The 13,785-nt window shown below is 70.5% G+C and carries 12 protein-coding genes; 8 read left to right on the top strand and 4 right to left on the bottom strand.

What is annotated here, in order from left to right; translation table 11 throughout:
- Nucleotides 1-103: 103 nt before the first annotated feature.
- The 7 genes from ABGB08_RS00125 (at nt 104) to ABGB08_RS00095 (ending at nt 7,531) form a co-directional block, all read left to right on the top strand.
- Nucleotides 104-1,282, top strand: a complete 1,179-nt coding sequence (locus ABGB08_RS00125; protein ID WP_155360404.1) for an ROK family transcriptional regulator — start codon at nt 104-106, stop codon at nt 1,280-1,282.
- A gap of 85 nt (nt 1,283-1,367) precedes the next feature.
- On the top strand, nt 1,368-3,002 hold the full coding sequence (locus ABGB08_RS00120; RefSeq protein WP_347584323.1) for a S8 family serine peptidase: 1,635 nt from the start codon (nt 1,368-1,370) through the stop codon (nt 3,000-3,002).
- The gene (locus tag ABGB08_RS00115; RefSeq protein ID WP_347584322.1) at nt 2,999-3,658 is read left to right on the top strand and encodes a sigma-70 family RNA polymerase sigma factor; all 660 of its coding nucleotides are present in this window, start codon (nt 2,999-3,001) and stop codon (nt 3,656-3,658) included. Before ABGB08_RS00120 ends, ABGB08_RS00115 begins: the two co-directional genes overlap by 4 nt.
- A complete protein-coding gene (locus ABGB08_RS00110) occupies nt 3,618-4,085 on the top strand; it encodes a hypothetical protein (RefSeq protein ID WP_347584321.1) in 468 nt (155 codons plus the stop codon). The genes ABGB08_RS00115 and ABGB08_RS00110 overlap by 41 nt, the downstream gene beginning before the upstream one ends.
- Before the next feature lie 41 nt (nt 4,086-4,126).
- A complete protein-coding gene (locus ABGB08_RS00105) occupies nt 4,127-5,326 on the top strand; it encodes a hypothetical protein (RefSeq protein WP_347584320.1) in 1,200 nt (399 codons plus the stop codon).
- On the top strand, nt 5,274-5,531 hold the full coding sequence (locus tag ABGB08_RS00100; protein ID WP_347584319.1) for a CHAT domain-containing protein: 258 nt from the start codon (nt 5,274-5,276) through the stop codon (nt 5,529-5,531). The genes ABGB08_RS00105 and ABGB08_RS00100 overlap by 53 nt, the downstream gene beginning before the upstream one ends.
- Before the next feature lie 308 nt (nt 5,532-5,839).
- A complete protein-coding gene (locus tag ABGB08_RS00095; RefSeq protein WP_347584318.1) occupies nt 5,840-7,531 on the top strand; it encodes a PQQ-dependent sugar dehydrogenase in 1,692 nt (563 codons plus the stop codon).
- A 65-nt stretch (nt 7,532-7,596) separates the two neighbouring features.
- On the opposite strand, the gene ABGB08_RS00090 is transcribed toward ABGB08_RS00095, so the two are convergent.
- The 4 genes from ABGB08_RS00090 to ABGB08_RS00075 all read right to left on the bottom strand — a co-directional run bounded on the left by ABGB08_RS00090 (nt 7,597) and on the right by ABGB08_RS00075 (nt 12,323).
- The gene (locus tag ABGB08_RS00090) at nt 7,597-9,054 is read right to left on the bottom strand and encodes a glycoside hydrolase family 3 protein (protein ID WP_347584317.1); all 1,458 of its coding nucleotides are present in this window, start codon (nt 9,052-9,054) and stop codon (nt 7,597-7,599) included.
- 83 nt (nt 9,055-9,137) lie between these two features.
- Nucleotides 9,138-9,989 carry a carbohydrate ABC transporter permease gene (locus tag ABGB08_RS00085; RefSeq protein WP_347584316.1) on the bottom strand — a complete coding sequence of 284 codons (852 nt, stop codon included), beginning with the start codon at nt 9,987-9,989 and terminating at the stop codon, nt 9,138-9,140.
- Entirely contained in the window at nt 9,986-11,002 is a 1,017-nt protein-coding gene (locus ABGB08_RS00080; protein ID WP_347584315.1) for a sugar ABC transporter permease, read from the bottom strand. Before ABGB08_RS00080 ends, ABGB08_RS00085 begins: the two co-directional genes overlap by 4 nt.
- A 4-nt stretch (nt 11,003-11,006) precedes the next feature.
- Nucleotides 11,007-12,323, bottom strand: a complete 1,317-nt coding sequence (locus tag ABGB08_RS00075) for an extracellular solute-binding protein (RefSeq protein WP_347584314.1) — start codon at nt 12,321-12,323, stop codon at nt 11,007-11,009.
- Between the two features lie 264 nt (nt 12,324-12,587).
- Between ABGB08_RS00075 and ABGB08_RS00070 the strand changes: the two genes are divergently transcribed.
- The gene (locus ABGB08_RS00070) at nt 12,588-13,781 is read left to right on the top strand and encodes an ROK family transcriptional regulator (protein WP_347584313.1); all 1,194 of its coding nucleotides are present in this window, start codon (nt 12,588-12,590) and stop codon (nt 13,779-13,781) included.
- Nucleotides 13,782-13,785: the final 4 nt, after the last annotated feature.

The raw sequence follows: 13,785 nt of genomic DNA, 5'->3' as shown, positions 1-13,785 counted from the left end.
GAGCCAATTTCCGGACCGCCGCCGAGTCGCTAAGCTGGCAGGAAACTTTGTTGATATTTTCGCAAGCTGCGTTAACCCGGGGGCGATCATAGAAAGCAGGAGCATGGAGCGACGTCCTGGCGTGCCCAGGCTGCTCCGGGAGATCAACGACCGGGCCGCGCTGGAATTGCTGCTTGCCTCAGGACCGCTGACCCGAGGGCAGATCGGCGACCTGACAGGCCTGTCCAAGGTCACCGCGTCCCAGACGTTGTCCCGCCTGGAGGAGCGCGGCCTGGTCGAGGTGGTCGGCGAGCAGGCGGGCAACCGAGGGCCGAACGCGGCACTTTATGGGGTGATCGCCTCGTGTGCGTACGTGGCGGGCCTGGATGTGGGGCCTGAGTTCGTCACCGCCGCCATCGCCGACATCAACGGCGACGTGGTCGCCGAGGTGACCGCCGCCCCGAACGGTCACGACGACCCGGTCTCGGTGGTGCACAACGCCGTGGTGAAGGCGTGCAGGTCGGCCAAGGTGGCGCTGTCCCGGCTGCGCGGCGTGGTGATCGGCACGCCCGGCGTGGTCGACCCGCGCACCGGCGACGTGCGCTTCTCCTTCGACCTGCCGGACTGGCACGAGGGCATCCACGAGGCGCTCGCCCGGGACCTGCGCCGGGACGTCACGATCGAGAACGACGTGAACCTGGTCGCCATCGCGGAACGCGCCAAAGGCGCGGCCCAGCGGGCGGACGACTTCGTGCTGCTCTGGGTCGGCCGCGGCATCGGCCTCGCCGTCGTGCTGGGCGGGCGGCTGCACCGCGGCCGGTCCGGCAGCGCGGGCGAGATCGGCTACCTCCCGGTGCCCGGCGTCCCGCTGGCCGAGGACATCAGGGCCACCCCCGGGCGGCTGCCGTCCCTCGCGGGCGGCCTGCAGTCCCTGGTCAGCTCGGAGGCGGTCATCGAACTCGCCGCCGAGTACGGCTTCGCCGCCGACACCGCCGCCGAAGCCGTCACCGCGGCGGTGGCGGCCGACGAGGGCGGCGACCGGCTGCTGGACGAGATCGCCTCCCGGCTGGCCCTGGGCGTCGCCTCCGTCTGCGTCGTCCTGGACCCCGGTCTGGTGGTGCTGGCCGGGGAGGTCGGCCAGGCGGGCGGGGTGTCGCTGACCGGCCGGGTGGAGCAGGCCGTGGCCCGGATCTGCCCGATCCGCCCCCAGGTGGTCACCAGCGAGGTGACCGGCAGCCCGGTCCTGCGCGGCGCGGTGATCGCCGCCCTGGAGCAGGCCCGCGAGGAGATCTTCGCCTCCTGACGGTGTGATGGATTCGTTACCCGTTGGGGGTATTTGACGCGGGGGGCCGCTCTCTCTTCTGTGCGGAGAAGAGATGGAGGTCCCTATGTGGACGATTGACTACCAGGGGGAGCCGGATTCGGAGCCGGAGGCTCCGGACGCCGGCGCGGCCCTGGTCTTCCCGCGCGAGATCCTCGACGCGCACGGCGCGCGCGTGCTGAACCCCGCCACCGCGCCGCTCGGGCCGGGCAGCGTGGTGCCGGATTCCACCGTGTACCACGCTGACATGGTGCTGGTGCCGACCCAGGTGCTCGCCGATGGGGCGGTGCGGGAGTGGTTCACGGCGGCGCTCGACGAGCTGGGGCTGGCGCCGCACCTGCCGGAGGACACCGGGAACGATCCAGGCGCGGAGCCGCTCCAGTGGCGTGCGGTCGTGCTGCGGGTGACCCGTGGCGTCGCCGAGGTGGACGCCTGGGCGGTCGTGCAGCATCTCCGGACCCGGCTGCCCGTGGACTCCCCGGTCCATGGCGGTCTCGAAGGGATCCCCCGCCGCATCCTCGAATTCGGCGGGAGAATCGGCCTCAACCACTTGCTGGTGGGGTCGGCCGTGATCGGCGGCGAGCCGGTCACCGACGGCCACGGCCTCCCGGGCGACACCCCGGGACGGGCCGGATTCGGCTACGCGACACGGTGCCCGGTCCAGGTCGTGTGGCCCAAACCGGTCCCCGACCCGGCCTTCACCGGGCGGGCGCCCGTCGTGGCCCTCATCGACAGCGGCAGCGCGAAGCACGACTGGTTCGACTGGCGGGACGAGCCGTGGCAGGACCACCAGTTCCTGGTCAGCTCCAAGGCCCAGCAGAAGATCGTCAACGGCACTCCGATCAACGCCGCCCGGCCCCAGCAGGTGCTGGCCATCGACGGTCATGAGGACCGGCCCGTCTCGGGGCGGCCGCTGCTCGGGCTGGTGAACGCCCAGGCGGGGCACGCCACCTTCGAGGCGGGGCTGATCCACCAGCTCGCGCCGGAGGCCCGGATCCTGAACCTGCGGGCGATGTTCGCCGACGGCCTGGTCTCCGAGCACGCACTGCACCTGGCGCTGGAATACGTGCTGGAGCTGGTCGAGGCCAATCAGCGCGACCCGGACACCGGGCTCTTCGTGGACGTGGTGTCGCTGTCGTGCGGCTACTTCAACGAGAACCGCGACGACCGGGTCTACACGCAGTCCGTGGAGCGGCTGGTGGACGAGATCCGCTCGAAGGGCGTGCTGGTGGTCGCCGCGGCCGGGAACTACGCCGCGACCAAGGCCTTCTACCCGTCGGGGCTGGCCGGGATCCCGGACCAGGAGAAACGGCCGTTCGAGCGGGCGCCCATCTTCGGGGTCGGCGCGAAGAACCCGAACGGCAGCATCGCGATCTTCAGCAACGGCGGGGCGGCGATCAAGTACCACGCCCCGGGGGCGATGCTGATCAGCACCTTCCCGCCGGGCATCCGTGGCTCGGCCGAGCCGGAGCTGGAGCTCAGAGGCACCAGGAACGGGCGGCCGTGGATTCGCGAATCCTATGACCCCGACGACTTCCGCAGCGGGTTCGCGCTCTGGAGCGGCACCTCGTTCGCGGCCCCCATCGTGGCGGGCCAGGTGCTCGCCCACCTGATTCGCGATCACGGCTCGCAGCTCGCGGACGTGAGCGCGGACGCCGCACTGACGAGAGGAACGGCGATCGTGAAGAAACTCCAGCAATGACCGCGCAGCCCGAACCCGTCGAAACGGCTGATCGCGGTCATGAGCGCCGCGATCGACTGGCCGGGCTGCTGGCGCGTGCCCAGGCGGGGGAGAGGGCCGCCTGGGAGGAATTGGTCACAGAATGCACCCCGATGCTCTGGCACACCGCGCGCGGCCAGGGCCTCGGGTACGAAGCGGCCCAGGACGTGGTGCAGACCACCTGGCTCGTCCTGGTCCGTCGCCAGCACTCGATCAACTCTCCGGGGGCGTTGATCGAGTGGCTGGTGACGACGACGCGCCGGGAGGCGTGGCGGGCGCGGGCCAGGGAACGCTCCGCCGACCTGCTCGGCGAGGAGACCCTGGACGACGTCAAGGATCAGGTCGCGCTGCCGGAGGAGCTGCTGCTCGAAGACGAGCGCCGTCAGGCGCTGTGGCGGGCGGTGGGTTCGCTGCCGCGGCGCTGCCAGGTCCTGCTGCGGGTCATCGCCTTCGCGCCGCGGCCGCACTACGACGCGGTGGCGAAGGCGCTGGAGATGCCGGTGGGCAGCATCGGCCCCCGACCCGGAGCCGGTGCCTGGCCAAGCTGCGCGGGACGCTGGCGGCCGATCCGTCCTGGAACCCTGACTGGAGAGCGCCATGAGCGAGGAGGAGCCCAGGGGATCCGATCTCCAGGATGAGTTCGTGGTGGCGGAGCTCGGACAGCTGTACTCGCGGGTCGATCCGGTGCCGCCCGGGCTGGTGGAAAGGATCACGTTCGCTTTGGAACTGTGGTCTGAGGACTTCGCGGTCCTGCGTCCGAGGGAGGAGCTCGCCGCGGGGGTGCGCGGCGGCGAGACGCGGACGATCACCTTCGACAGCGCCAGCTTGACCGTCATGATCGATATCTCCGAGCGGCAGGACGGCATGGTCAGGGTGGACGGCTGGCTCGCGCCACCGGATGCGCATCTGGTCGAACTGCGTAGCCCGCAGGGGGTGCGTACGGCGCTGGCCGACGCGGCCGGCCGATTCGTCCTGGACGAGGTCCCGCGTGGCCTGGTCCAGATCGTGGTCCGGGCCGCCGAGGGGAACGAACCGCTCGCGTTGACTCCCTCGATTGTCGTCTGAATCCCATGGCAGCCGATCGAAAGAGCCGGACGCCTGGCTCCGTGACCGAAGAGGAAGCCGAGCGGCTCTTCGCGCAGGGCACTGCCGCGACCTCGGCCGGACGCTGGGAGGAAGCCGAGCGGCTCTACGCGCAGGGCACCGCCGCGACCTCGGCCGGTCGTCCCGCGCTCGCCGCGCGGCGGCTGCGGCGCGGTCTCAACCTGCTCGCGGACGGCGATCCGCTCGCGGGCCGGATGCTGATCAGCCTGGCCCACGCCGAAGCCGAGCAGGGCCACACCCAGCTCGGCCTGAACCTCCTGGCGACGGCCGAGAAGCGGGCCGCCCCCGCCGACCGCCCGGTGGCGCGGGCCCAGCGCGGCCTGATGCTGCTCCGCCTGGGCCGGACCGTGGAGGCCCTGCGCGAACTGGACGCCGCCGTGCCGGAACTGGCCAGGTACGACGCCGTGGAGCTGGCGCGGATCCTGCTCAACCGCGCCGTCATCCACATCGACCTGGGCAGGATCGCCCACGCCCGCGACGACCTGCGGCGCAGCGCCCAACTCGCGCGCGCCCAACGGCACGAGATCCTCACCGTCAAAGCCCTCCACAACGACGGCTACTGCGACCTGCTGGTCGGCGACATCCCCAGCTGCCTGGCCGTCTTCGCCGAAGTCGAGCCCACCTACCGCCGCCTGCTCCCCGGCCTCCTCCCCCTGCTCGCCCTGGACCAGGCCCGCGCCCTCCTCTCCGCCGGCCTAGCGACCGAAGCCGGCCGCCGCCTGGACGACACCCTCCCCCAGTTCCGCCGCCAGCGCCTCATCCAGGACTACGCCGAAGCCGAACTGGCCCGCGCCCGCGCCGCCCTGGACGCCGGCAACCCAACCGACTCCATCACCTGGTCCCGCCGCGCCGAATCCCACTTCCGCCGCCGCAGCAGCCTCCCCTGGGCCCTCCGCGCCACTCTCATGCGCCTACACGCCGAATTCACCCAGACAACAAAGCCGGTGGTTCTCCCACCCGCCCACCCTTTGCTTTCTCCCGGGCTCCGCCCGGCCCCGCCGGCCCCGTTGCCGTCGGAACGAAGCGGCAGTCGATCCGGGGTTCTCCCACCCGCCCTCCCTTTGCTTTCTCCCGGGCTCCCGGCTGGACCTCCGGGACGGGCCACTGATGGCCTACGACCTGCAACGTCTGGAACTCGCCCCCCGCCACGTGGTGCTCTCCGCCTGCGATCTGGGCCAGTCCGTCGTCCGCTCGGGCGATGAGATCCTCGGCTTCACCGCCGCCCTGCTCTACCTCGGCACCCCGACCGTGATCTCCAGCGTCACCCCGATCCCGGACGACGTGGCCGCGCACGTCATGACCGGCTACCACCGCGAGATCGCCCGGGGAGCCCAGCCCGCGGCGGCATTGGCCATCGCGTGCGAAGGTCAGGAGTCCGCCAGCTTCCTATGCTTCGGTTCAGGCTGAGAACGGGTCGCCTGGTTGCTCGCCGTTATCCGGCGCCGTCCACTGGATCTCGCCGCACCGGCGCCCAATAAGCCCGAGACTTACGCGCGACTCCCATGGCCGGTGTGCCGCCCGGGCTTGGTCTCCTTCGGCTGAAACTTTAGCAAGATTGGTGAAAGTTTCGAGCGGTGAGGTCTGTAACCGCAGGTCGGTGACGTGCGCGCGGTCGGTTGATTGCTTGGGGCCAGGGGGACTGGTTACGTTTCGGGCCTCCTGTCGAAAGGCTCATGATGGCCAGACGCTTTCCGATTTTTCCGGTCTTGTTGTCGTTGACGGCGCTGTTGGGGGCGATCGGGGTCTCCGTGGCCATGCCCGCCAACGCGGCCGTCGTCGGCGGTTTCGATTTCGATCGGGCCCAGGTGTCCGTCACCGGGCTCCAGGTGCCGTGGGGGATGGCGTTCCTCCCGGACGGAAGCGCCCTCGTGTCCGAACGCAACACCGGGCGGATCATGCAGGTCCGTCCTGGGCAGACGCCGACCGCGGTGGCCACCATCAGCGGGGTGTCGGCGTCGGGCGAGAGCGGCCTGCTCGGGATCGCGGTCTCCCCGAACTACGCCACCGACCAGTGGGTCTACGCCTACTTCACCACCAGCACCGACAACCGCCTGGTACGGCTCCGCCTCAGCGCCCCCACCACCCAGAACGTGCTCTTCTCCGGGGTGCCCCGCAACACCATCCACGACGGCGGCCGGATCGCGTTCGGCCCGGACGGCATGCTCTACGTCTCCACCGGCGACGCCGCCACCACCGCCAACGCCCAGAACCTCAACTCCCCGGCCGGGAAGATCCTCCGGATGACCCCGGACGGCGGCATCCCCGCCAGCGGCAACCCGTTCGCGAACTCCCGCGTCTACAGCTACGGCCACCGCAACGTCCAGGGCCTGGCCTGGGACTCCCAGGGCCGGATGTACGCCTCCGAGTTCGGCCAGAACAACCTCGACGAGATCAACCAGATCGTGGCGGGCGGCAACTACGGCTGGCCGACCTGCGAGGGTTCGTGCAGCAACCCCTCCTTCCGTAACCCGATCATCTCGTGGACCACGGCCGAGGCGTCCCCGAGCGGCCTGGCGTACGCCAACAACACGCTGTTCGCCGCCGCCCTGCGCGGCACCCGGCTGTGGACGGTCACCCTGAACGGCTCCGGCGGCGCGGCGTCCGCGCTCGCCCAGCTTCAGAACACCTACGGCCGTTTGCGCGCGGTCGCCGTCGGCCCCGACGGCTGGCTCTGGGTGGCCACCAGCAACCGGGACGGCCGCGGCACCCCGGTGGCGGCCGACGACCGGATCATCCGGATCCCCCCGGCCGGCGTCTCGCCGTCGCCCTCGCCGAGCGTGAGCCCGCCGGTTGACACGATTCCGCCGACCACCCCGGGCGCGCCCACCGCGTTCAACGTCACCAACACGGCGGCCACGCTCAACTGGCCGGTCTCCACCGACAGCGGCGGCAGCGGCCTGGCGGGCTACAACGTCTACCGGGAGCAGGGCGCGACCGACCCGCTGCTGGCGCAGACCACGAGCAACTCCTCGACGCTCACCGGCCTGACCGCCAACACGCAGTACCAGGTCTACGTCCGAGCCAGGGACGGCGCGGGCAACCTGTCCGGCAACTCGCCGACGGTCACCTTCACCACCACGGGCGGGACCACCACCGGCGGCTGCTCGGCGGCCGGCACGGTGCAGACCCAGTGGGGCAACGGCTACGTCATCCAGCCGCTGACCGTCACCAACACCGGAACCACCGGGATCAACGGCTGGACGGTCACGTTCACGCTCCCGGCCGGGCACACCGTCACCGGGTCGTGGAACACCACGCTCACCGTCAGCGGGCAGACCGTGACCGCCCGCAACGTCGGCCACAACGGCACCATCGCGGCCGGCGGCAACGTCCAGTTCGGCTTCCAGGTCAGCCGTCCCAACGGCAACACCGCGACGCCGTCCGGATACACCTGTACCTCTCCCTGATATCGGGGCCCCGTCCGGTACGGCTCCCCCCTTGAGGGAGGGCGCGGGAGCCGTACCGGCTGGGGTTAGGCGGTGAGCAACTCCATCGCGGCCTGCGCGTTGGCGCGGGCCGCGCCGTAGGTCGCGATGTAGGCGGCGGCGTCGGGACGCCAGATCGGCAGGCCCATCTCGACCACGATCGTGTCCGGCCGGGCGGCCAGCAGCCCGCTGATCAGCGCCTGGCTCTCCGGGTAGCGGTGCGCGTCCTTGAACACCACGATCAGGGATCGGCCGGTGGCGGCGGCGAGCAGCGCGCCGGGGCTGGCGTCCGCGGGCTTCACCCGGACGATCTCGGCCTCGGGCAGCCAGGGCGCGACCCCCCACGGCACGTCGCCGACCGCGATGGTCGGCGGGGTGTCCACCTCCACCACGTAGGGATCGACCAGCGGCGCCGCCGACCCGGTCAGGCGGACCGCGCGGCGGGCCGCGTCCAGGCCGACCACACGCATGTTGTCGTCGGCGGAGTCCTGGACCAGCGCGAACCAGTCCCGCATCCGGTCCACCCGGGCGGCGGCCTCCTCCAGCCGCGCCACCGGCAGCACCCCGTCGCGAACCGCTACGACGATCGCCGCGAGCACTCCGCGGATGTCGTCGTAGGTCGGCACCGGACCCAGGCAGAGCAGGTCGGACCCGGCCAGCAGCGACCGCACGGCGCCGCCGCCGAGGCCGACGCTCTTGGTGATCGCGTGCATGTCCAGCGCGTCGGTGATCACCACCCCGTCGTAGCCGAGCTCGCCGCGCAGCAGCCCGGTCAGCGCGGCCCGGCTGAGCGTGGCGGGAGCGCTCCCGGTCAGGTACGGCACCGACACGTGCGCCGTCATGATCGACCGAGCCCCGGCTTCGATGGCGGCCCGGAACGGCGCCAGCTCCCGCTCCCAGAGCAGCTCGGGCGAGGCGTCCACCAGCGGGATCTCCAGATGCGAGTCCTCCCGGGTGGCCCCGTGCCCGGGGAAGTGTTTCACGCAGGCGGCCACCCCGAGCGACTGCAGCCCGCGCACGGCCGCGACCGTGTGCCGGGCCACCAGCTCGGCCCCGGCCCCGAACGACCGGGTGCCGATCACCGGGTTGTCGTCGGCCGTGTTCACGTCCGCGACCGGTCCCATGTCCAGGTTGACCCCGCACCTGGCCAGGTCGGCCGCGATCGACCGGTAGACCCGCTCGGTCAGCTCCACGTCGTCCACGGCGCCCAGCGCCGCGTTGCCCGGGTAGGGGCTGCCCGTGTGGTAGGCCAGCCGGGTGACGTCACCCCCCTCCTCGTCCAGCGAGACGACCGGCCGCGCGGCGCCGCCGAGCTGCCGGGTCAGGGCCGCCAGCTGGGCGGCGTCCTCGACGTTGAAACCGAACAGGGTGACGCCGCCGAGCCCGTCCTCCAGGTCCCGGAGGACCCAGTCGGGCGCGGTGGTGCCGGGGAAGGAGGCGAGCAGCGACGCGGCCGCGAGACGCCGCAGCCCCCGATCGCCGATGCTCGCGCTGTTTTCAGGCATGGCTGTCTCATGCTCCTTGGATGGATGGGATGCCGGAGGTACGGCCGGCGCCTCGTGAGCGGCGGCCGTACCGGCTCAGGGGATCAGCCCTTGACGGCGCCCGCGACGAGGCCGGAGACCATGCGCCGCTGCACCAGCAGGAAGAAGATGACGACCGGGATGGTCATCAGGGTGGAGCTGGCCATGATGGCGCCCCAGTCCGTGCCGCGCTGCCCGAAGAAGTACTGCAGGGCGACGGGCATGGTGTAGCCCGACGAGTCGGACATCAAAATCAACGCGAAGATCAGTTCGTTCCACGCGGTGATGAAGGAGAAGATGCTGGTCGCCACCAGTCCCGGCGCCACCAGCGGAAAGAGCACCTTCCAGAAGGTGGTCATCCGGGAGGCGCCGTCGATCCAGGCCGCCTCCTCCAGCGACTTGGGCACCGCGGCGACGAACGTGCGCAGCATCCAGATGCCGAACGGCAGGGTCAGGCCGACGTTGACCACGATCAGGCCGAGCAGCTGGTCGTACAGGCCGAGGCGTTTGACGCTGAGGAACAGCGGGATGAGCAGCGCCTCGGCGGGGATCATCTGGGCCATCAGCAGCGCGATCAGGAAGCTGGTGCGGCCCTTGAACCGGAACCTGGCCACGGCGGTGGCGGCCAGCAGCGCGAACATCGAGCCGACCAGCACGGTGCCGAGGGCCACGATGGCGCTGTTGCGCAGGTAGAGCCAGATCGAGTTGCCCGCGACACCCTCGGTGAGCACCTTTGTCAGGTGGTCGAACGTGAAATGGGTGGGGAACGGGACGAACTCGGTGGTGAAGATCTGGTCGTTGTCCTTGAACGAGGTCGCGATCATCCAGTACACGGGGAACACCGCGAACAGGAACACCAGGGTCGCCGTGGTGTTGAGCGCGATCTTGGACAGGCGCTTGCGGCGGAGCGGGTTCACTGGACCTCCTCCGACTTCACCATCTGCCGGATGTAGAAGGCGGTGACGATGAGCAGGATCACCGTCAGCACCACGGCGATGGCCGCGCCGCTGCCCATCTTGGGCGGGCTGCGGAACGCCTCGGCGAAGGAGTACATGGACAGGTTGAAGGCCTCCCGGTTGGTCGGGCCGCCGATCAGCACGTAGAGCTGGCTGAAGACCTTGAAGTCCCAGATGATCGACAGGATCGTGAGGACCGCGAAGACCGGCTTGAGCAGCGGGAAGGTGATCTTCCAGAAGGTCCGCCAGGGCCCGGATCCGTCGACCGTGGCGGCCTCGTAGAGCTCGGTCGGGATGCCCTTCAGACCGGCCAGCACGGAGACCGCGATGAACGGGAAGGACGCCCACAGCACGGTCAGGATGAGCACCAGGTAGACCGTGATCGAGTCGTTCAGCCAGGGTTCGCCGGTCCAGTCGGCCCGGCCGAACAGCAACACGCTGAGCCAGTCGGGGAGCAGATTCAGCGCCCAGTTGATGATTCCGGCCTCGGCGTCGAACAGCCAGCGCCAGATGACGCCCTGCGCGACCGGGGGGACGGCCCACGCCGACATGATGCCGATGATGACGAAGGTGGACATCCGCTTGCTGAGCTTGTTCAGCAGCACGCCCACGGCGGTGCCGAGAATCAGCGTGAGGGACACGGTGATCACGGCGAAAGCGATGGTGTTTCGGAGCGACGACCAGAAGATGTCGTTTTCAAAGATCTTGGTGTAGTTCTCCCAGCCCAGCCATTCCGCCGGCCGCTTCCCGCTGATCTGCGGCAGTCCCACCTTCTGGAAGGACATGACGACGACCTGGATCATCGGGTAGAGCAGCAGACCGGCGATCACCAGGATGCCCGGGATCAGCAGCACGTAGGGGATGGCCTTGGGTGGGAGCCCACTCGCCAACGCGCGGCGGTGGGACCTTCTGCGACGCCGCTCCGGGGCGGAGGAGGTGCCTCCGCCCCGGGCGATCGTTGACGCGTTCGTCATGTCGCTACTGGTTCAGGATCTCTTCGAGTTCCTTGTTGGCCGCGGCGAGCGCCTCATCGGCCGTGGCCTTGCCCTCGATGACCGAGCGGGCCGCGTTCTGCAGGACCGCCTTGGTCTCGTTGGCCTCGGTCCAGTTGGGGTCGGCCGGGAACGCCTTGGCCTTGGCGAAGGCCGCCGCGAAGGGGGCCTGCACCGGGTCGCTGGCCAGCGAGGCCAGGGTGTCCGGGTAGACCGGGAGCAGGCCGCCGTCCTTGGCGTAGCGGTCGGCCCACTGCTTGCTGGTGGCGAGCTTCACGAACTCGGTCGCCAGCTCCTTGTTCTGGGCGTTGCCCCAGACGGCGATGTCGTTGCCGCCGAAGAACGCCGGGGCCTCGCCGCCGGCCTTGGCGGGCAGCGGGAAGAAGGCCAGCTGGTCGGCCTTCACCTTGCCCTTGCTGTCGGTCTCGATGCCCGGGATGTCCCACGACGCGGTCAGGTACATGCCGACCTTGTCGTTGGCGAAGCGGGTCCGGATGTCGACCGTGTTCTGGGTCAGCCGGGCCTTGCCGGACAGGCCCTCGGTGACCAGGCTGGTGTAGGTGGCGAAACCGGCCTTGAAGGTCGGGTCGGCCAGCTTGCCGACCCACTTGTCGCCTTCCTTGACCGCGTACTCGCCGCCCTCGGACCAGGCCAGCGCGCCGAGCAGGTGGTTGGCGTCGGAGCCGCCGTTGAAGGCGAAGCCGTCGACGTCCTTGCCCTTCTCGGCCTGGATCTTCTTGGCCGCCGCGATGACCTCGTCCCAGGTCTTCGGCACCTCGATCTTGAGCTCGTCGAACCAGTCCTTGCGGTAGAGCACGGCGCGGGTGCCCGCGCCCCAGGGCAGCGCGTAGACCTCGCCGTCAATGGTCTCCAGGCCGAGCAGGTTCTTCGGGATCTGCGCCTGCTCGCCCGCGCCGGCCAGCGCGGTGACCGGCTCCAGCGCCTCCTGGCTCTGCCACAGCGGCACCTGGTCGTTGCCGATCTCGGTCACGTCGGGGCCGGCGCCGCCCGCCGCCGCGGCGGTGAACTTGTCGTTCACCTGCGGCCACGGGATCCACTCCAGCTTGACGTCGGCGCCCGTCTGGGTCTTGAACTCCTTGATCAGGTCGTCCATGTACGCCTGCGACGGCGGGTTGGTGTCGCCGAGCCGCCACATCGTCAGGGTCTGTCCGGCGAACTTGGGCCCGGTCGCGGTGGGCGCGGCGGCGGCCGAGGGCTCGGTGCTGGCGGGGTCAGTGCCACCACAAGCGGTGACACCCAGTGCTAGCGCGGCGGTAAGGCCCGCGATCTTCACGATCTTCACGTTGGGTTCTCCCTTCCCGGCTTCACGTCGAGGTGTGGGGTGGTCGGCGAACCGCGCACCTCGGGGTTCCCGACGGTCGGCGTCTGTGGCATCCCGGGGCTTGATCGCTTGCCTACGGGATGACTGCGGCTAAACTAACAAGAAACTTTCTTAAAAGAAACCCGCGTTAGCGGATCGTGACGAGTGGGGGTTGTTCAAGAGCAGCCCGGGGTGACCCGGTTGATGGGCGGGCTCTTGAACAACCCCCAGAAAGGGAGGCGGCCAGTGTCCCAGCGACCGGGAACGCCCAGGCTGCTACGCCAGATCAATGACAGAGCGGCCCTGGAGCTCCTCCTCTCCCAAGGCCCGCTCACCCGGGCTGAGCTGGGGGAGCTCACCGGGCTTTCCAAGGTCACCTCCGGCCAGCTGCTGTCCAGGCTGGAGGATCGCGGGCTGGTGCGGACCGCCGGGGAACGGGCCGGCGGGCGGGGTCCCAACGCCGCTCTGTACACGGTCAATCCGTCCAGCGCGTACGTGGCCGGTCTTGAGGTGTTGCCGGATCGGGTGACCGCCGGGGTGGCCGACATCACCGGGCAGACCGTGGCCGAGGTGACGGTCGACCCGACCGAGGCCGCCGATCCCGTCAAGATCGTGCACAGCGCGGTGCAGCGGGCCTGCGCGACGGCGGACGTGGCGATCTCGCAGCTGCGCTCGTTCGTGATAGGGACCAGGGGCGTGGTGGATCCGCGCAGCGGGGATGTGCGGTATTCGTTTGACCTGCCCGCCTGGCACATGGGGGTGCTGGCCGGGCTGCGGACCAGCCTCGGGCAGCCGGTGCGGATCGAGAACGACGTCAACCTGGCGGCCCTGGCCGAGCAGGCGTACGGCGCGGCGGCCGGGCACGACGACTTCGTGATCCTGTGGGCGGGGGTCGGGCAGGGGCTCGGGGTCATGCTCGGCGGGCGGCTGCATCGGGGGATCACCGGGGGCGCGGGGGAGATCGGGTGGCTGCCGGTGCCGGGGGAGCCGCTGCCGCTGAACGTGACCGAGCCGCAGTCGGGGTCCTTCCAGCGGCTGGTCGGCGGGAACGCGCTGTCCGGGCTCGCGGCCACGCACGGCATCGACGGCCCGGCGCTCCTGCCGACGGCCGCGCCGCCCGGGTTCGACGTCGCCCATCTGGTCCGTACGGCTGTCGCCACCGGCCAGGATGGCTTCCTGATCGAGCTGGCCGGGAGGCTGGCGGTCGGGGTGGCGGCGGTGGCGGTGGTGCTGGATCCGGGGCTGATCGTGTTGAGCGGGGATGTGGGGCGGGCGGGGGGTCCGGCGCTGGCGGCGCTGGTGGAGGAGGCGGTGGCCCGGGTCTGTCCCAGCAGGCCGAGGGTGGCGGTGACCGAGGTGGCGGGGAACCCGGTGCTGCGGGGGGCGTTGCTGGCCGCCCTGGACCAGGCGAGGGAGCAGGTCTTCTCCGATACCGTCTAGCGTT

Origin of the sequence: Acrocarpospora sp. B8E8, from assembly GCF_039871605.1 — a bacterium.
Classification (GTDB): Bacteria; Actinomycetota; Actinomycetes; order Streptosporangiales; family Streptosporangiaceae; genus Acrocarpospora; species Acrocarpospora macrocephala.
Note: the sequence above shows the minus strand (reverse complement) of the source record. Positions and strands in the feature narration are given on the sequence as shown.